Annotated in this window: 12 protein-coding genes; 11 read left to right on the top strand and 1 reads right to left on the bottom strand. The window is 36.6% G+C overall.

All coding sequences use genetic code 11. The annotated features are described in order from the left end of the window. The first annotated feature begins 69 nt into the window (after window positions 1-69). Window positions 70-2,442, top strand: a complete 2,373-nt coding sequence (locus tag ABD792_RS17555) for a GAF domain-containing protein (protein WP_345007679.1) — start codon at window positions 70-72, stop codon at window positions 2,440-2,442. On the opposite strand, the gene ABD792_RS17550 is transcribed toward ABD792_RS17555, so the two are convergent. Then, window positions 2,439-3,638: a Pycsar system effector family protein gene (locus ABD792_RS17550; protein WP_345007678.1), complete on the bottom strand. Its 1,200-nt coding sequence runs from the start codon at window positions 3,636-3,638 to the stop codon at window positions 2,439-2,441. The genes ABD792_RS17555 and ABD792_RS17550 overlap by 4 nt on opposite strands. A gap of 182 nt (window positions 3,639-3,820) precedes the next feature. Here ABD792_RS17550 and msrB point away from each other — a divergent pair, with 182 nt between their 5' ends. The 10 genes from msrB to ABD792_RS17500 all read left to right on the top strand — a co-directional run bounded on the left by msrB (window position 3,821) and on the right by ABD792_RS17500 (window position 20,483). Then, a complete protein-coding gene (msrB, locus tag ABD792_RS17545) occupies window positions 3,821-4,273 on the top strand; it encodes a peptide-methionine (R)-S-oxide reductase MsrB (protein WP_345007677.1) in 453 nt (150 codons plus the stop codon). A gap of 112 nt (window positions 4,274-4,385) precedes the next feature. After that, window positions 4,386-4,928, top strand: a complete 543-nt coding sequence (msrA, locus tag ABD792_RS17540) for a peptide-methionine (S)-S-oxide reductase MsrA (RefSeq protein WP_345007676.1) — start codon at window positions 4,386-4,388, stop codon at window positions 4,926-4,928. Window positions 4,929-4,949: 21 nt separating this feature from the next. Then, a complete protein-coding gene (locus ABD792_RS17535; RefSeq protein WP_345007675.1) occupies window positions 4,950-5,456 on the top strand; it encodes a peptide-methionine (S)-S-oxide reductase in 507 nt (168 codons plus the stop codon). Window positions 5,457-5,520: 64 nt separating this feature from the next. Next, window positions 5,521-9,228 (top strand): metallophosphoesterase, encoded by a 3,708-nt coding sequence (locus tag ABD792_RS17530; protein WP_345007674.1) that lies wholly within the window; start codon window positions 5,521-5,523, stop codon window positions 9,226-9,228. Between the two features lie 127 nt (window positions 9,229-9,355). After that, on the top strand, window positions 9,356-9,934 hold the full coding sequence (locus ABD792_RS17525) for an RNA polymerase sigma-70 factor (RefSeq protein WP_345007673.1): 579 nt from the start codon (window positions 9,356-9,358) through the stop codon (window positions 9,932-9,934). 76 nt (window positions 9,935-10,010) lie between these two features. Beyond that, entirely contained in the window at window positions 10,011-10,964 is a 954-nt protein-coding gene (locus ABD792_RS17520) for a FecR family protein (protein WP_345007672.1), read from the top strand. A gap of 108 nt (window positions 10,965-11,072) precedes the next feature. Continuing rightward, window positions 11,073-14,516 (top strand): TonB-dependent receptor, encoded by a 3,444-nt coding sequence (locus ABD792_RS17515; RefSeq protein ID WP_345007671.1) that lies wholly within the window; start codon window positions 11,073-11,075, stop codon window positions 14,514-14,516. A 26-nt stretch (window positions 14,517-14,542) separates the two neighbouring features. Further along, window positions 14,543-16,153 carry a RagB/SusD family nutrient uptake outer membrane protein gene (locus tag ABD792_RS17510; RefSeq protein WP_345007670.1) on the top strand — a complete coding sequence of 537 codons (1,611 nt, stop codon included), beginning with the start codon at window positions 14,543-14,545 and terminating at the stop codon, window positions 16,151-16,153. Window positions 16,154-16,228: 75 nt separating this feature from the next. Beyond that, entirely contained in the window at window positions 16,229-19,612 is a 3,384-nt protein-coding gene (locus ABD792_RS17505) for a VCBS repeat-containing protein (protein WP_345007669.1), read from the top strand. Between the two features lie 622 nt (window positions 19,613-20,234). Beyond that, window positions 20,235-20,483 carry a hypothetical protein gene (locus ABD792_RS17500; protein ID WP_345007668.1) on the top strand — a complete coding sequence of 83 codons (249 nt, stop codon included), beginning with the start codon at window positions 20,235-20,237 and terminating at the stop codon, window positions 20,481-20,483. The last annotated feature ends 28 nt before the right edge of the window (window positions 20,484-20,511 follow it).

The raw sequence follows: 20,511 nt of genomic DNA, 5'->3' as shown, positions 1-20,511 counted from the left end.
TATAATAGCTGTATAAGCGACTATTAAGCAAAATAATTAATATTTTTACTATATCTAAAGTACGATGCGATGATAAAGTATGACCAACCAGAGTCTCCCATGTTGTTAAAAATAGGCTTTAATAAGCTTATAGAGCAGTATGAAGACATGCTCACGAGTGATGATGCGTTTGTAGTGGATAAGGCTAAACGGATTTTAGATGTTCAAAAACCCTATCCAGAATTAAGAGATGGTTTTACGGATTTTGCGTTGCTGAATACATACAAGAAGCAGATCAATTTTCTTCTGCAAGATGCTTTTAGCCCTGTTCTTACACAAAATGAAATTAAGTCGGCATCAGTGCCGTTTCAAGATATTATTTTTAACAAGTCCGAGCGTTTTAAAAAGATCATTGATTTGGCTGGCGAAGATTTCGAATTGAAAATAATGAACCTGCCAGAAGATGATACTTACATTATGGCTTGTGCCGTTATTTTAAAGTTCTGTTATGGTTTCAATGTGAGTTTTAAAAGACCTTTTTATTATGAAATCCCTGATGCCAATGGTGTGTCACGGTTTTATAAAATAATGTATAATGCCGATTTTTGTGAAATAACCCCAACAGAAAAAGCACCTAAAATTACCCAAGAGGATTATGATGAACTCTTAGATAATTTTGAAAACATTGAACTATGGAAATCGAAGTTTCCTCCCAATAGTTATGTTTTTAAGGGTTTTGTAATTTCAAATATGTTCGACGTTACAGACGATCAGTCTATTTCTAATATTAAGTCTAACCTCATAGAGAAAGGAAAGCACAGAGAAAAAGATTATGGCGAGGATTTTCAAAAGATTTTCAATTCATTATTTGGGGTTAATAACCTTAAGGTTGGCTTTTCTACTTACAATGCGGAGAAAGATACTTTTGAACAGGTATATGGAGCAGGTATAACGAGCTTCTTATTACACGGCCTTGAAAATGCAAGTTGTCGCGATACCTTATGTAATTGGTCTTATAATAAACTAATGAAGGAGAATAAGTATTTTTCTATTTCTAATGTGGAGAAAACACTGGCTTTTGTTGGAGATCAGGCACCGCATCTAAAGATTTTGTTCGACCAAAACATCAAGAGTGTCATTTTTGCACCAGTAGCTAATGATGAAGGTTTGATGGGGGTGTTGGAAATAGTTTCCGATAAGCCCCAAGTTCTAAATAGCATTAATGCAAATAAATTGGTAGATGTAATGCCGTTTATTGTGTCGGCTGTGGAGCGTTCCAGAAAAGAAGAAGAGAACTTAATTGAAGCTGTAATTCAACAAGAATGTACTTCCATTCATCCGAGTGTTTATTGGCGATTTGAAAAAGAAGCCAGAAAGTTTATTAAGTCTGAATATAGTGGTGAGCCAGCAACATTTAGTAAAATAGCTTTTGAAGATGTTTATCCGTTATATGGACAGATTGATATTAAGGGGTCTTCTGAAGCTAGAAATCTTGCAACAAGAAAGGATTTAACATTGCAGTTAAATGCCGTAAAATCTATTTTAGAGAAAGCTTCAGAGATTGAAGCGCTGCCAATTTACGAGCAGTTTATCTTTCAGGTAGATGCATATTTAGATGGGCTTAATAAGCACTTTCAAGTGGATAGCGAACAGCAGATTTCCGAATTTTTTAAGCAAGACATAGAATCGGTACTTAGGCATTTGTATATAAAAGAAGAGCTAAAGTTGGCAATTGATAAGTATTTTGAAAGTATTGATGCTAAGATTAATCTGGTATATAAATACAGAAAGGATTATGATGACACCATTGCTTTGATTAATAAGGAAATGGCAGCCCTTTTGGATAAAAAGCAGGTTAAGGCACAAGCAATGTATCCACATTATTTTGAGCGTTTTAAAACGGATGGTGTAGAGCATAACATGTATGTTGGGGAATCGATCACCCAAGAAGATAGCTTTAATCCTATCTATCTTTACAACTTAAGATTGTGGCAATTACAGGTTATGTGCGAAATGGAAAATGCTTATTACCAAATGCAGTCCAACTTTCCTGTAACTTTAGATGTTGCATCAATGGTATTGGTTTTCAATCAGCCATTATCCATAAGTTTTAGAATGGATGAAAAACAGTTTGATGTAGATGGCACATACAATGCCAGATATGAAATTGTAAAAAAGCGTGTCGATAAGGCTTATATAAAAGGAACAAAAAAACGTGTTACCGAAAAAGGGAAGATAACTATTGTATATTCTCAAAAACAAGACGAACGCGAATATTTAAGGTATATAAAATTCTTGCAATCAAAAAAGTATGTAGGAACAGATGTTGAAATAGTTGAATTGGAAGATTTGCAAGCTGTTACTGGACTTAAAGCGATACGCGTAAGTGTGCTATACCATAAAAACGAAGCAGACAAAGCGTTTTATACCTATAGCGATTTAATGAAAGAAATTAAATCTTAGTCTATTCCGGAAAATTGGAAAGCAATGGTAAAAGCGAGAACACTTATAATAATGCCAATCACGAAAACAGTATAGGTTATCCGTAAAATACGGTATTTTCGATGCAATACCAATCCTAGAAAATAAAGATCTTTTTTCATGGACGAGTAAAGGTAATCTCGATCTTGCATCATCTCTCCCATGGCCCACTCAAAATCGTTAAGTTTCATTTTATGGAAATTTCCAAAGAAAAGGAGATTCACTTTTTTGTTGGCTACATCTTCCTTTGTAAATTTTCCACCTGTAACATTAGGGCGAGTCGCTAATACCGACAAGATCATAGAAGTTACGGTAAATAGAACAAAAATGGCCGTAGGGTATATTAGATAAAAGTTGGAAGGGTTATCCAGTTTTGGGATTAGATTAGCAAGTACCAATGATACGATAATAGCATTTACCGACAATAAAATATTTGCTTTTGTGTCGGCAATATTACTTAGTGTAATATGATTTTTAAGGGTTACTCTAAACATGGTTTCTATGCCGCGTTCTGGTAGCTCTTTTTTGTCTTTTTTTAATGCTAGAGTTTCTTTTTTGTGCTTTAGTTTAAGGTGTTCGTCTTTTAGTTTTTTTTGAGCTTTTAATAGTTGAGACAGGTTTTTTCCTTTGCCTTTATCCCAGTTGGATGATGCAGCGTCAGAATAGAATCGGTGATGAATGGATAAAAAATCGATATTTTCCTTAAGCCATTCTTGTTCCGATAAAGTTTTGTTACAAGTTAACTCCCATTCTTTACGGAGCAATTCAGAAACTGTTGCGTAATTTTTACTGCCTATATGCGCACAATCCGCATCGCGAATAATTTTTTCGAGAATATCTGTGGGATTGTGATCCTTTCGCGTTGCCAAAATTAAACGTGTAACAATAGCTGTATCGTCCTCCGATCTATCATGTGCTTTTAAAAAGGATGCCGCTATTCCGGCACTTACTTCTTCGTGTTTTTCAATGCCTTTAATATAGCCCGTATCGTGAAACCAAGCTGCTAATTCTAGTAGAGCTTTGTCATGCGTGTTCAGATTGGAAAGGTCGGCCAACATTTTGGTCTTTTCAACAACACGTTGCGTATGAACAAGGTTATGGTATACGTATTTATTGTCGAGTTCTTCGTTTAAGAGCCGGATAGTATATTTTTGGGCTTCCTGAATAAGGTTATCCATAACAACGTAGCTATTTTTAGTAAAAATACTAAACTTTTAATTAATGTTTGCGCACGTATACACCATCCTTTAAATAATCGTTCTGTTTATTGTCTCGATCACTAAATGTAAGGCTGTACATGCTATTTCGACTATCTTTGTCTTAAAATATACGTGCAACTAACAAAAAGAAAGGATAAAGTATGCTAACCTGGAAAGATGTTATCGGTTTTTCTGTAAATGGCAATCCAGAGCCAGACAGACGTGTCGAAAAAAGCGAAGCGGAGTGGCAGGAGCAATTGACTCAGGAGCAATTTAGGATAACCAGATTGAAAGGAACCGAGCGGCCTCATAGTGGTGCGCTTTGTACAACCTATGATGAAGGGAAATACAATTGCGTGTGCTGCGATACGCCATTGTTTGATTCTACAATCAAGTTTAGTTCAGGAACGGGTTGGCCTAGTTTTACACAGCCTATCAGAGAAAATGCCATAAAATACGAGAAGGATACTTCTTATGGGATGTTGCGTGTAGAAGTGCTATGCAATACCTGTGATGCACATTTGGGTCATGTCTTTCCCGATGGGCCAGAACCCAGCGGATTGCGTTATTGTATTAATTCTGAGTCGATGGTCTTAGAAAAAACACCGAAATAGTTGGGAGTTTTTTAGATTCAAGTCAAAAAGTTGGAAGTTAATTGTGCATACCAATAGATAATTGTAAATTTTAAGACCCAAGACTCAAATAGTCAATAAACAAATTATAAAGATGGTAAAAAAAAGTTTAGAACAGGCCACATTAGGTGGTGGTTGTTTCTGGTGTACCGAAGCGGTATTTCAGGAAGTGAAAGGTGTAGAACGAGTTGTTTCGGGGTATTCGGGAGGTAATGCACCTGGAAAACCTACATACCGTGAAGTATGTTCTGGACTAACAGGGCACGCAGAAGTTGTTCAAATTACCTTTGATGCCAATGAGCTTACTTATAAGGATATTTTAAAAGTTTTTATGACAACGCACGATCCTACTACATTAAATCGTCAAGGAGCAGACAGGGGAACACAATATAGATCGGTTGTTTTTTATCACGATGACAGTCAGAAACGCATTGCAGAAGAAGTTTTAGAAGAATTGGCTTCGTACTATGAAGAACCGATTGTGACAGAGGTTTTGCCTTTGGAGGTGTTCTACAAAGCTGAAGATTACCATCAGGACTACTATAGAAATAATCAATCACAAAGCTATTGTAGTTTTGTGATTTCACCTAAACTGTCAAAGTTTAGAAAAAGCCATGGTGATAAATTAAAAGGTTAATTTGGATAATATCTACTTGTGATGATACATAAGGTAGGTTTGGGAGGTGGTTGCCATTGGTGTACAGAGGCCGTTTTTAAGTCTTTAAAAGGCGTTGAAAAAGTAGAGCAAGGATACATATCTTCGATAGAGGAGGATAAATTCTCCGAAGCTGTTATTGTTCATTTTAATACTGAAAGTATACCTTTAAAAGTACTTATAGAAGTCCATTTGCATACACATAAAAGTACAAGTGAACATGCAATGAGAGACAAATACCGTTCGGCGATTTATGTGTTTTCAAATCCTCAAGGCGCAGAAGCAAAGACTATTATTAATGAACTTCAAAGTGATTTTGAAAGGGCTTTAGTAACCAAAGTATATGCCTTTAAATGTTTCAAGCCATCTAGAATATCGCTTTTGGATTATTATTATCAGAATCCCGAGAAGCCATTTTGTAAAGCCTATATAAATCCGAAATTAAAGGTGTTGTTAAGGCAGTTTTCAGAATTTGTGGCAAAAGAAAGGCTGTCCAAACAAAAGTTTTGAAACAGATCTTTAAAGAATAATAGAAATATTAGCCTTATATTTATAAGGCTAATCAGTCAACCGAATGAATACATTGAGTAGTAAAACCATATTGCTGATGGTTGTGCTTTTTCAGGCATGTGCCACCTATAATCCTCAATATGAAGGAAAAGTTGAAGAAGTTTCAGAGATTGTTTTCAAAAAAGAAATAGAACATTCTTTTTATTTAATAGGTGATGCCGGGAACTCACCTTTGGGAACTCAATCGGAAGCGTTAAGAGCTTTTAAAGAGGCTTTAAAGCGTGCTCCTAAAAACAGTACAGCTATTTTTTTAGGCGATAATATTTATCCAAAAGGGATGCCTAAAAAAGGGGTGGAAGGGCGTGCTTTTGCAGAACACCAATTAGATGTTCAGACCAATGCGGTAAAAGATTTTAAAGGAAAAGCCATTTTTATTCCAGGGAATCATGATTGGTATAGTGATGGCCTTAAAGGTTTAAAGCGACAAGAAAATTTTATAGAGGACAAACTTGGTAAAAACACATTTTTGCCAGAAAATGGTTGTCCGCTTGAGAAAATAAATATTTCAGACAATTGCGTTTTAATTCTTGTCGATTCAGAATGGTATCTTACCAATTGGGATAAGCACCCAACAATAAATGATGATTGTGAAATAAAGACGCGAACAAAATTTTTTGATGAATTTGAAAGTGAAATTAAGAAAGCTAGGGGAAAGACTGTTGTTGTAGCTGTGCATCACCCACTGTTTACTAATGGTTCGCATGGTGGTCAATATACATTTGGGAGTCATATGTCGCCGTTGCCCGTACTGGGAACCTTAAAAAATATTGTTAGAAAAACAGGAGGGGTTACCACTGTCGACGTTCAAAATACGTTATATAATGAATTTAGAAAACGTATTGTAACACTAGCTCAGGAAAACGATAAAACTATTTTCGTTTCGGGGCATGACCACAATTTACAGTATATTGTTCAGGATAATTTACCTCAGATAATTAGTGGATCTGGATCTAAAACAATGGGTACACGCTTAACAGGAGGTGGGCGGTTTTCTTATGGAACCCCAGGCTATGCAAGATTGGATGTGTTTTCGGATGGATCGTCTTATGTGCGTTTTTTTTCTGCAGAAACAAATAATGAAGTTGTTTTTCAATCGGAAGTTATTACAGCGAATAAAAATGAAAAACCAACAAATTTCGAGAATGCATTTCCTGCTAAATATTCGGCATCTGTTTATACAAAAGAAGAAACAGATAAAGGAGGTCTTTATAAAATGTTTTGGGGAGAACGCTACCGGAAAGACTATAGCCAACAGGTTATGGCTCTAACGGTTAATATCGATACATTATTTGGAGGTTTAGAGCCCGTTAGAAAAGGAGGAGGACATCAATCAAAATCGTTACGATTGCGAGATAAACAAGGAAGAGAATATGTTTTGAGGGCACTTCGTAAGGATGCACTTCAGTATTTGCAAGCAGTAGCTTTTAGAGATCAATTTATTGAAGGCCAGTTTAACGATAGCTATACTGAAGCCTTATTATTGGATGTTTTTGCAGGAGCTCATCCCTATGCCCCCTTTACAATAGGAACTTTGTCGGATGCTGTTGGTATATACCATGCCAATCCTGTTTTGTATTATGTGCCAAAACAGAAAGGACTAGGAAGGTTTAATGATGAATTTGGAGATGCCTTGTATATGATAGAAGAACATGTTAGTTCCGGGCATGGCGATAAGGCTAGCTTTGGTTTTTCAAGCAAAATAATAAGTACGGACGACTTGTTGAAAAAATTACATAAAGATGAGGATTTCGAGCTAGATGAGGCTTCTTATATACGAGCTCGACTGTTCGATATGCTTATTGGAGATTGGGACAGGCATGAAGATCAGTGGCGTTGGGCAAGTTTTAAAGAAAATAGTAAAACAATTTACCGCCCAGTTCCAAGGGATAGAGATCAGGCTTTTTCAATCATGGCAGATGGAGCTCTATTGGGGTTTGTAACTAAAATAGTGCCCAGTTTACGTTTAATGCAGAGTTACGATACGGAACTAAAAAGTACAAAATGGTTTAATCAGGAACCCTATCCGTTAGATATGGCTTTAATCAATCAATCGGATCACGATGTATGGGATGCACAAGTAAAGTATATTGTAGATAATTTAACAGATGAGGTTATAGATAAGGCATTTGGATATTTCCCTGTAGAAGTGAATGCGAAAACAATAGAAGAGATAAGATTGAAGCTAAAAGGACGTCGTGCTAATTTGAAAGTGATATCAGATAGTTATTATGAGCACATAAACAAGTACGCAGTAATAAAAGGTACCAATAAAGATGATTGGTTTGATGTGGAACGTTTGGCGAATGGACAAACAAAAATAACGGCCTATAGAATTAAAAAAGGCGAGAAATCAGATGTTTTTCATGAACGAACATATACCCATAAAAATACAAAAGAGATATGGATTTATGGATTGGATGATAAGGATGTGTTTAAGGTATTTGGTCAAGGCAGTAACCCTATTAAAGTGCGCATTGTTGGAGGGCAAAATAATGATATTTATAATGTAGAAAACGGTCAAAGTATCAAAATCTATGACTATAAGTCTAAAGACAACACATTTATTACTAAAAAAGGAGCGTTAAAGTTGACAGATGATTACGAAACCAATGTATATGATTATAAAAAACTAAAGAACAGTTCTAATCAGTTTGTCCCAACCATTGGAGCCAATCAGGATGACGGTTTAAAAATTGGGTTTGCTAATACCTACAGTAACTATGGATTTGAACGCAATCCGTTTACCTACAAACACACGTTTTCTGGAGCATATTATTTTGCGACTAATGGTTTTGAACTGGGGTATGCGGGGGAGTTTGCAAATATGCTAAGAAATGTAAACTTTGGAGTGGAATCTGTTTTTACTAGCCCTAATTATGCTATCAATTTTTTTGGTTATGGAAATAATACACATAATCCCCAAGCAGATGCGGATGATGGTTTAGATGTAGGGTTTAACTATAACCGCGTTAAATTACAAACCTTTAAGGTATTGCCTTATTTAATGTGGCGCGGTGTTTTAGGAGCTAACTTAAAGATTGGAATATCATATGAGGTTATTGAAGTAGAAGAAACAGAAGGAAGGTTTATCAATCAATTTATAGGTGATAATATTGATGTGGGAAACAGTTTTTTTGGAGCTGAAATAGCCTATGGTTATGAGAATGTAGATAATAGGGCGTTTCCAACTTTGGGTATGCAAATAGGCCTTACAGGAGGATATAAGTCGAATGTAGAAAACTCTAATGATTACACTTATGTTATACCAGAGTTAGGATTTACTTATAAGTTAGCAACCAATGGAAAACTGGTGTTAGCAACAAAAATAAGGGGACATATTAATTTTGGCAATGATTTTGAATTTTATCAAGGGGCAAATATTGGTGCTAATAAAGGATTAAGGGGTTATAGAAATGAACGCTTTACTGGAAAGCGAGCATTCGTACAAAGTACAGATATTCGTTTAAACCTTAAGAGGTTAAAAACAACTCTTTTTCCATTACAAATAGGTGTTTATGGAGGAGTCGACTATGGACGTGTGTGGGTTGGAGAGTCGTTTTTACAAGATGCCAATCATCATTCCGACACATGGAATACTTCTATAGGAGGTGGTTTTTTTGCTAATGTAGCCGATATGATTACCGCTAATATTTCAGCCTTTCATAGTGATGATGGTTTACGGTTAGCATTTAGGATGGGATTCGGTTTTTAAAATAATTGAGATATGTACAGGAGAGATGCTCGTATTAATTTTTTTTATTAATATTGTGCATTATCAAACTGATATTTTTTTGATAAACTTTTCTTTTTAAATAAGTTAAAGTGCCTAGGGTCTATATATGCGGGATGTTAATTTTTCAAATATTAATTCGCTTTTATCTTTAATAAAAAATGAGGATAAATTTGCATACAGGGTACTGTATAATGTTTATTACCCTAAGCTTTTGCATATAGCGAAAAGCTATGTAGCAAATAAAGAAGATGCAGAAGAAATCGTCCAAGACGTTTTTGTTAAAATCTGGCATAAAAAGGATGCCATAGACATTAATACGAACATTAATGGATATATCTATCAAATCACTAGGAATGCATGCATAGATTTTTTACGTGCAGCCAAAAACCGTCTTAGCCTAGAGGGTAATATTGAACAATTAGAAGCCGCGCTTAACTTTCATGTTTTATCAGATGATTCGGCTTCCAATATTTTGGAAGAAGAGCTTAAACTACAAATTCTAAATGCTATAGATTCCCTTCCCGATAAATGCAAGCATATTTTTATTAAGAGTAGAATGGAGGGCTTGAAAAATGTAGAAATTTCAGAGGAATTAAAAATTTCTAAAAAAACCGTAGAAGGTCATATTTCCAAGGCAATCAAGCATTTACGGATTCATTTAAAGCACTATTTCTTTTTCTTTTAAAAAAAACAACTTTCAAACGAGGGTACTCCGTTCTTTTTTACGTCATGATAGTATAAGGTCATGCTAAATTGTAATCATGCAAAAGAAAGAAATTAAGGATCTGTTGGGGGATAAGATGGATTCTGAAGGACGTAAACAGCTAGTGAAGCAGGTGTTAAATGACCCTGAGCGCATTAAGGAATTAGCAATTGAAAAAGCGAAGCAGGTTTCTAAATTTGAAAACAGTATGGTAAGCGAACCAGAGCTGGATTCACAATTTAAAAAAGTACTACGTAGAATAGGAAGGAAGCCGCGTATCAAATATGCTTCTGTAGCGGCGGTTGTTGTCTTGTTTTTAAGCTTTGGATTGTATTATTTTAACACCCTTTCTATAAATAGTCAGTTAGTTCAGGTTACGACTGCTATTGGAGGTAAAGAACAGGTAGTACTGCCCGATGGGACTAAAGTTTTGCTCAATGCCAATAGTGAGATACAATACCCTAAAGTATTTAAGGACGATATAAGAGAGGTTACCCTAATTGGAGAAGCGCTTTTTGAAGTGGTAAGGAACGAGCACAAACCACTTGTAGTAAAGACTTATAATGGTTTAGCGGTAAGAGTACTGGGAACTGTTTTTAATGTTAAGTCCTATCCAGATGATAAGGAGGTACAGACCACTTTGGTTTCTGGAAAAGTGGAGGTTATCAAGGATAATAATTCAAAAGCTCCAATTGTATTAAAGCCCTTTCAGCAAGCAGCTTACAATAAAAAAGATAAGAAGTTAATCGTAGATACAGTCAATGCTCTGGATGCGATTTCATGGAAAGATAACAAGCTTATTTTTAATGAAACACCGTTAGAGCAAGTTGTGCAGGACTTACAGCGTAAGTACAATGTTACCTTTAAAATTATTTCAAAGGAATTACTGGATTATAAGTATTCAGGAACCTTTGACAATCTGACCATAAAGGAATGTATGAGACTTTTAAAAGTGTCATCGCCTATAGATTACACTATTACTAACAATATAATAACGTTAAAACAGGAATAAGTATGAAATAAAATAAATTAAAAGAAAAGGAGTGCTGGAGACACTCCTTTAGTTACTAGCTAATCATTTAGCAAAAAATATTGTAAATAATTAAAACCAAACAAAATTATGAAAAAAAACCAACATGTTTTTTCATTAGGAACCTTTGTATCCAGAATTATGAAAATTTATTTGTTTTTGTTATGCATAACGATGTCAAACATCTTCGCTTTTGATAGTTATGCACAAAAAATTTCTTTAGATGAAGAAAATGTTACAATAAAAAAGATTTTAAATCACATTGAACGTAAAAGTGGATTAAACTTCTTTTATAACACAAGTATGGTTGACGTATCCTCCAAAGTTTCTTTGAAAATAGAAAATGAAGAATTGGAAAGGACATTAAACCTGTTGTTTGAAGGAACAGATATCGATTATAGTATTATAAAAGAACATATCGTACTATATCCCAGAAATAATGAGGAAATGCGTATCAAAATAGAAAGTCTTTTTAAAGAAGATGTTATTGAGCTTGAATCAAAGGCCGATGAAAGTAATAAGGCAATCAATAAAATGATTTCCCAAGCTATTTCAAAATTAGTCCAGACCGAAGTAAGTGGTACTATATTAGATGAAGGTGGTGTGCCTTTACCAGGTGTAAGTGTTGTAATTAAAGGAACTACTAAAGGAACTGTGACCGATATTGATGGTAAATATAATATAAACGTCAATTCAAGTTCGGATATACTGGTGTTTTCGTATTTAGGCTTTATGTCCCAAGAAATTGCAGTAGGTAGCCAGAAAACGATTAACATAACAATGATCGAAGATGTGGCGACACTTGAAGAAGTAGTTGTAGTTGGTTATGGTACACAAAAGAAAAAGGAAGTAACCAGTGCAGTGGTCTCTGTAGATAGTGAAGAATTAAATCAGAGTTCTGTGGCCAACATAAGTAATGCCTTAGTAGGTAGATTGCCAGGTTTGATAGCCACGCAAAGAGGTGGGCAACCAGGATCTAATGGCTCTAATCTGTTGGTTAGGGGTATTAGCACAACGGGAAATTCAGCACCGTTAATTATCGTCGATGGAGTACAACGGTCTTTTTCTCAATTCGATCCGAATACCATTGAGACCATAACCGTATTAAAAGATGCGTCTGCAGCTGCTGTTTATGGGGTTCGAGGAGCTAACGGGGTGATCTTAATTACGACCAAGCGTGGTAAATCCGGTAAGCCGGTTATATCATATACTTCGGAGATCACAACCACTAAGCCTACACAATTACCTAATTATTTAGGTAGTTACGATTATGCTGTTTTGTTTAATGAAGCCAAAAGAAATGAAGGAAAGGCAGAATTGTATACGGCTGACGATTTAGAAAAATACAGAACAGGATCCGATCCCTTAACACATCCTAATACCGATTGGTACGATGTTGGTCTAAAAGATTCAGCCATCCAGCAGCAACATACCATTTCCATCTCTGGAGGATCAGAAAAGGTACGGTATTTTGCATCAGGAGGCTTTATTTCTGAAGGAGGTTTAATGCCTTTTTCTGATTATAAACGTTATAATTTTAGAGCTAATCTTGATTTTGATATTACAGAACGCTTGAAAGTGTCCTTAGACATGGCTGGCCGTCAGGAAAACAGAATGTCACCAAGTTCTGGTGTGGGAACGTATTTTAGTGGCCTGTCAAGAATGGCGCCTAATACAATTGCGTATTATTCAAATGGTTTGCCAGGGCCAGCTGCTTTTGGTTCCAATCCTGTTGAAGCGGTCAGAAGTGGAGGGGTAAGAGAATCTACCAACAACATCTTTTTAGCCAATGTGAATTTTGAGTATAAAATCCCTTATATAGAAGGGCTGACCTTAAAAGGTTATGTGGCTATAGACAGGTTGTATAATACAACCAAAACCTTAGAAAAGGAATATCAGATTTATACCTATAATGAGACAACACAAGAGTACGATCCGTCAACATTGGGACAATCTAAACTAAGCCAAAGTTACTTTCAGGGCGCACCGAATAGTGGTTCGGGAGTTTTAGATCCTATAATTACTTACAATGCCACGTTGAATTACGATACAACAATTGCCGATGTGCACCATGTGACGGGTTTATTAGGTGTAGAAAAAGCGATTAATAAAACATATTGGTTTGATGCTAGTCGTCTGAATCTAACGTCTGATGCCTTGCCTCAGTTGGATTTTGGGGATTCAGGAACAGCGCAAAACGGAGGTAGTGCTGTTAATTCAGCCAGATTAGGGTATATTGCCAGGGTGACTTATGCTTACAACGAGAAGTATTTATTCGAATCGGCCTTTAGATACGATGCCTCTGAAAACTTTGCCAAAGAAAACAGATTTGGTTTCTTTCCATCCTTCTCATTAGGGTGGCGTTTGTCCCAGGAAGATTTTATGCAAAATGTGGATTTTATCAATGAGTTAAAATTAAGAGGTTCCTGGGGGCGTTTAGGAAATGATAGAATTAGTCAGTTCCAGTATTTAGATGCATTTAATTTCTCCGGTTCTTATATTTTAGGAGGCAGCCCGGTACAAGCCATTCGTCCTGGAGTAATTCCTAATACTGACGTAACATGGGAAACTGCTACCACTACTAACATTGGGTTCAATTTGGAAGTGATGGAGCGAAAACTGGGAATAGAGTTCGATTATTTTACAAAACGAACCGAAGATATCTTAGAACGGCCAATCCGTATTGTTCCTGATTTTGTAGGCGCCTCTTTGCCAAGAGAGAATTTCGGAATTGTGGATAATAAAGGGTTCGAAATATCTACATCGTATAGAAACCATATTGGAGATTTTGACTATTGGGCAAAGGCCAATTTTACAAAATCAAAGAATAAGATTATCGAGATTGGAGAGTCTGAAGAGATTCCGGATAATTTGCGTGAAACAGGCAGGTCTATTGGTTCCAGATTCGGATTGATAGCTGAAGGCTTTTTCCAGTCACAGGCAGAGATCGATAACCATGCAGATCAAGGCCCAAATATTGCGCCGGGTGATATTAAATACAAAGATATTAACGGCGATGGTACCATTAATAACGATGATAGAGATTTTATAGGAGTTGTATCTTCTCCAAATGTTATTTATGGATTCTCTTTTGGCGGTAGTTATAAAGGTTTTGATTTTAGTGCGCAGTTCCAGGGAGCAGCAGACTTTAATGTCTATTTGTCTGAAGAGGCAGCCTTCCCGTTCTTTAACGGTGGAAAAGTATTAGCACAGCATTTAGACAGATGGACGTCCGAGACGCCTAATGCACGCTTCCCAAGAACACTTACCGAAGATACCAATAACAGAAGAGTATCATCTTTTTGGTTGCAAAATGCAGACTATATAAGATTGAAAAATGTTGAAATTGGTTATAATTTTTCAAGTGATTTGATATCTAAACTAAAATTAGATCAGTTAAGACTGTATGTATCCGGATTGAATATTTTTACAATCAGTGACATTGAGAACTTTGATCCTGAAGCTCCTAGTGGGCGAGGTGCTTTTTATCCTCAAACCAGATCATTTACATTAGGTCTTAACGTTAGTTTCTAATTATGGTAAATTTAAATTTAAAAAAGATGAAAAGAATATATATAGTATCATTCATTGCTTTAACGGCTTTGTTTTTTGGTTGTCAGGAAGACTTTCTTGATTTAACACCCCAAGACAAACTCAATTCAGGTGATGTATGGAAAGATCCAAAATTAATCGAGTTGGTCATTAATGAAATGTATCAGCAATTGCCGGACGGTTTTAACAGGGGATGGTATATGATGGCTTCTACCTCCGACGATGCCGAGAACAGTTATGGATGGACCGGTGGTCAGGCTTTTAACCGTGGGGATTTTAATCCCAGTAGCTATCCTTACGGCGGTATATGGAATAATAACTTTCAAATGATCAGACAAGCCAATCTGTTTTTTGGTAATATTGACCAGGCGGAAAATATCGATGGCGACGTAAAAAGTAGAATGGTAGGTGAGGTTAATTTTTTAAGGGCTTTTTATTATTTTGACCTGATGCGTCATTACGGCGGTGTGCCGCTTTTAGATGAAGCGCTCTCATTGGATGATGATTTTAATATTTCCAGAAGTTCTAAAGACGAAATCATTGCGTTTATTGTTAGCGATCTGGATGCGGCCATTAGCATGTTGCCGGTATCGCATCCCGGAAATCTTTTGGGTAAAGCTACCAAGGGCGCTGCGCAAGCACTAAAGGGACGTGTACTGTTATATGCTGAGAAGTGGGTCGAATCGGCGGCTGCCAGTAAGCAGGTGATGGATTCTGGAAATTACGATTTGTTTTCAGATTATCATACGTTGTTTACTGAAGCTGGTGATAATAATGCAGAAGTCATTTTTGATAAACAGTTTCAAGATCCCGATTTTGGTCATTGGGCACATTTGTTTAACCAACCTATTGGTTATACTGGAGGTTGGGGAGGTACTAGCCCAACACAAGAATTAGTAGATGCTTACGAAATGACCGATGGTATGTCTATTGACGAATCGCCACTTTATGACGAAGCAAATCCCTACGATAATAGAGACCCGAGGTTCGAAGCTTCTATATTATATGAGGGCAGTATGTGGAGAGATAGGGCTGTCGAAACAAGGTTAGGTGGCCTTGATGGCATTGAGAAGAATGGTGATGCTACGAAAACGGGCTATTACATGAAGAAGTTTTTGGATGAAGATTTCGAAAATTATGGTTGGGGACAACAGCAAGGTAGTAATAACTGGATATACATTCGTTATGCCGAAGTATTATTAAATTATGCCGAGGCTCAGAACGAAGCCGCTGGCCCGGATGCTAGTGTATATGCAGCCGTAAATGCGGTTAGAGGTAGATCAGGTGTTAACATGCCGGAGTTACCAACAGGCTTGACCAAAGACGAAATGCGTGAAAAAATTAGACACGAACGTCGTATAGAATTAGCATTCGAGGAACACAGGTTCTTCGATTTGCGTAGGTGGGGAACAGCCGAGACAATTCTCAACCAACCCATACACGGTATGCGTATTGGGCCTAACGGCGAATTGACAGGTGCCGATGCACAAGGAAAACCATACGGTGTGTTTGAAGTAGAACCTAGGATATTTTTACCACATCATTATCTAGCTCCAATTCCACAAGGAGAAATAGATAAGTTGGGAGAAGCGGTGCTTCAACAGAATCCAGGTTATTAAACATATTTTGAAAACCATAAGCCCAACTAAAATTTTAGTTGGGCTTAACTTTTATTTAAAGAAAATTCTACAATTATGAAGGGAAGGTATGTTATAGGAACAATTTTATTTTTGTTGCTTAGTGCAGGGTGTAAAAAAGAGACGGTTTCTAAAAGCGTTGAAATGGTTGATGCAAATGTAGAGCAGTCTATTTTTACAATTGTACCAAAGAAGCAATCAAATATTTATTTTACAAATGTGTTAAAAGAGAATGAGCACATGAACGGTATTTTTTATGAATATTTCTATAATGGTAGTGGCGTGGCTGTGGGTGATTTTAACAATGATGGTTGGGAAGATATTTATTTTGTTTCAACAATAAGTAAAAATAAGTTATACCTCAATAATAAAAATATGAGCTTTATTGATGTAACAAGACAGGCTAATGCCGATAGTGGTGTCGGTTTTGATTCGGGAGTAACCACCATAGATATCAACCAGGACGGATTACTGGATATTTATGTATGCAGAACCGGTAGATTTCAGGATGAAGACCCCAGAAGAAATGTGCTATTGGTCAATAAAGGGATAAAGAATGGCGTGCCATATTTTGAAGATATGGCGGCCGCCTATGGGTTGGATTCCCCTGCATTTTCTACGCAGGCCGGTTTTTTTGATTACGATAACGATGGCGATCTGGATATGTTCCTTATTAATCATGGTATAGATACCTATCCGGAAACGGAAATAAGTAAGCTTAAAAACATCACCTCAAAATATAGGGGAGAGCGCTTATTTCGTAACGATAATGGAAAATTTAAGGATGTTACCGCAGAAGCAGGAATCATTAATAATATGTTAGGTTACGGACTTGGACTGGGATTTGGTGACCTGAACAATGACGGATGGGCTGATATCTATGTGAGTAACGATTTTTCTGGTCAGGACCACATGTACATCAATAATAAGAACGGTACCTTTAACGAAGTTGCCAAAGCAACTACAGGCCATATATCCAATTTCTCTATGGGGAATGATATAGGCGATTTTAATAATGATGGCTGGTTGGATATTGTGGCGTTGGATATGATGGCTGAAGACAACTATGGCATAAAAACGAGTATGAGCGGGATGAATCCGGCCCGGTTTTACAGACACGTGGATGTCGGATTACACTACCAGTATATGTACAATACATTGCAGCTTAACAATGGGGTGGATGCTGCCAGCGGGTTGCCTAAATTTTCTGATGTAGCTCAAATGGCGGGTGTATCCAGTACCGATTGGAGCTGGGCATCCTTATTTATAGATATGGATAACGACGGTGATAAGGATTTGTTCATTTCTAACGGGATAAAAAGAGATTTTAGAAACAACGATTTTGTTAAATACAGAAGTAAGAAAGAGGCAGCACTTAGGTCGGGGGATGTGAACGTGAAGAAAACCTTTATTAACGATCTGCTCAGTAAAATGCCTACAAAGAAAAAGCACAATTACTTTTACGTGAATGATGGAAAACTAATCTTTGAAAAGAGTTTAATAGAGCAGCCCGAAACGAATTCTAACGGGGCAGCATATGCCGATTTTGATAATGATGGCGACCTGGATATTGTGGTAAACAACTCAGAAAGCGCTTCTTATATTTATGAAAACAAATCTGATAAAAATACCGCTAACGCTTATATAAAGTTCGCGTTCGAAGGCCCCAAAAGTAACCGAAACGGGATCGGAACGCGCATAAAGGTGTATCAAAAGGATAAGATGCAATTACAAGAACAATACGTTACAAAAGGGTTTCAGTCATCCGTATCACATGTGATGCATTTCGGTCTTGGTAACGGGACTAGAATTGACAGCGTTGAGGTTACCTGGTTTGATGGAAAACAGCAGGTACTTAAAGATGTAGATGTTAATAAATTATTAAAAGTAAGCTATCAGAATGCCGGTGCACAACCGGTAAAGGCGTCCAAAACACATGTAATGTTTGAGGACATTACAAAGCAAAGCAATCTGGTTGTAAAGCATGAGGAAAATATTTTTTTCGATTTTGATAGGGAAGAATTATTGCCGCACAGAATGTCTGTTATGGGGCCGGCGTTGGCTGTGGCCGACCTAAATAAGGATGGTTTGGATGATTTTTATATTGGAGGCGCTACAGGTTATTCTGGACAGTTATTTGTACAACAGGGTAATGGCAGCTTTAGAAAAGTAAAAACAGGCGTTTTCGATAACGATAAAGACCATGAAGATGTAGATGCCCTGTTCCTTGATGTGGATGGTGATGGCGATATGGATCTGTATGTCGTTAGTGGCGGTAATGAGTTCGAGCAGGGACATGTTAATCTGGGAGATCGACTTTATATAAACGACGGTTCGGGCAGATTTAAAAAAGATAAAGGTGGGTTACCCGCTATTGCTGTGAGTGGCTCTAGAGTAAAGGCTGCCGATTACGATAATGATGGTGATTTGGATCTCTTCGTAGGTGGTCGCCAACTACCTGGTAAATACCCTTTTCCCGGAAGAAGCTTGTTGCTGGAAAACATAACCGAAAATGGTGTGGTGAAATTTGCTGAGATATCTGACGATAAAGCACCATTTTTGAAAGATCTGGGTATGGTTACAGATGCAGAGTGGATGGATTTTAACAACGATAAATTGTTGGATTTGGTCGTTGTGGGAGAGTGGATGCCAGTGACCTTCCTTAAAAATAACGGCAAGGCATTTACCAATGAAACAATAGCTTACCAAATGGAAAATCAAACCGGGTGGTGGAATAGTATTTCGGCCGCCGATTTTGATAACGATGGTGATACCGACTTTGTAGCTGGGAATTTAGGACTAAATTATAAGTATAAAGCCTCTGAAAAAGAACCTTTTGAAGTGTATGCGAAAGACTTTGATAATAATAATTCTATAGATATTGTTTTAGGATATTATAATCAAGGAAATTTATTTCCGTTAAGAGGAAGAGAGTGCTCTTCAAACCAGATGCCTTTTATTAAGGAAAAATTCCCTACCTATAATGAATTTGGATCAGCTACACTGGTGAAAGTTTATGGAGAGCAGAATTTGGAAGCAGCACTCCATTACAAGGTCAATACTTTTGCGACGACTTATTTTGAAAATGTAGATAACAAGGCGTTTAATGTACACCCTTTAAGTAATGAAGTGCAGACCTCATCTGTTAATGATATACTAGTGAACGATTTCGATAAAGATGCTGAATTGGATGTGCTCATGGTTGGGAACTTGTACGGTTCTGAAGTTGAAACGCCACGAAATGATGCCAGTTATGGGTATTATTTAAAAGGAGCTAAAAAAGGTACAGGTAGCTCTAATTTTCAAGTAGTTCCGGCGCAGAAAAGTGGCTTGTACGTGGAAGGCGATAGTAAAGCGGTAAGACTACTGCATACCAAAGAAGGTACCGCCCTATTAGTGGCTAAAAATAATGATTATTTGCAGCTGATAAAGATTAAGTAAAATCAAGGACAATATTTAAATTTAAAAGAGAGAGATTATATTTTTTTGGTATGGGCTATAGTATTGTTTTATTTAAGTTATGCTTAAGTGGGTAATAGGTGTCTGCAAGATGTTTTGGATTAGAAATATAAGTTCTTGTTCTTTGAGATTTTTTTTGGACATGCGGATTTAGTTTTAGGTTGTAATCCTTTAATTTCATTGCGTATTAGAGCCTATTGGTTTTCAATACATGGTTCAGTTAAGTTTAATATTTTTGTTTTAGTTTATTTGTAAATACAGGAATTCTTTTCTGTAGGTTTTTTTTAAAAGATCAACACTTTATTCTTACGTATATAGATTTAAAATATTACTTTGGTGTTTTGAAATCATTCTGTCAAAATATAATTTTGATATCAACATTAATTTATTAATCACTGCGTTCGGTCAATAGAAAATTGCTTTACCTATTAAAGATAAAATTCACCAAAAAAGATATTAGGATTCAAAAAAGCCCAAAGCGGTCACTTTGGGCGCGAACAATATCCTTTCGCGTAGGGCAGATACAAGCCTTGAGTGTCTTTAACTGTTCAAGGCAAAAATAATTTATTAATTTTTTTATAATGAAAGATTAAGTTTAAAGAATTTGAACCGAGAAGCTAGTGACATGCTCCAAAGAAATCAACTTAAATTTGTATTTGGTGGTTATGAAGGAGGATATGGCGGTACTTATGAATACCTCTGTAAAAATAGTAATACTGGAGCTGAATGGTTTGATAGCGTCAGTAGCTGTGAGGACTGTGGATGTTGGTGTGATACTCATGTTCCTGCAAGTACATATTATACCAGTTGGATATGTTCAGGGCCTTTAGTAGGTGGTGGTTACGGTTATTAACAAAAACACAGGTTAAAGGTAATTACCT

The organism is Snuella lapsa, from assembly GCF_039539345.1.
Lineage (GTDB): Bacteria > Bacteroidota > Bacteroidia > Flavobacteriales > Flavobacteriaceae > Snuella > Snuella lapsa.
This window is presented reverse-complemented; position numbering and strand designations above follow the sequence as displayed.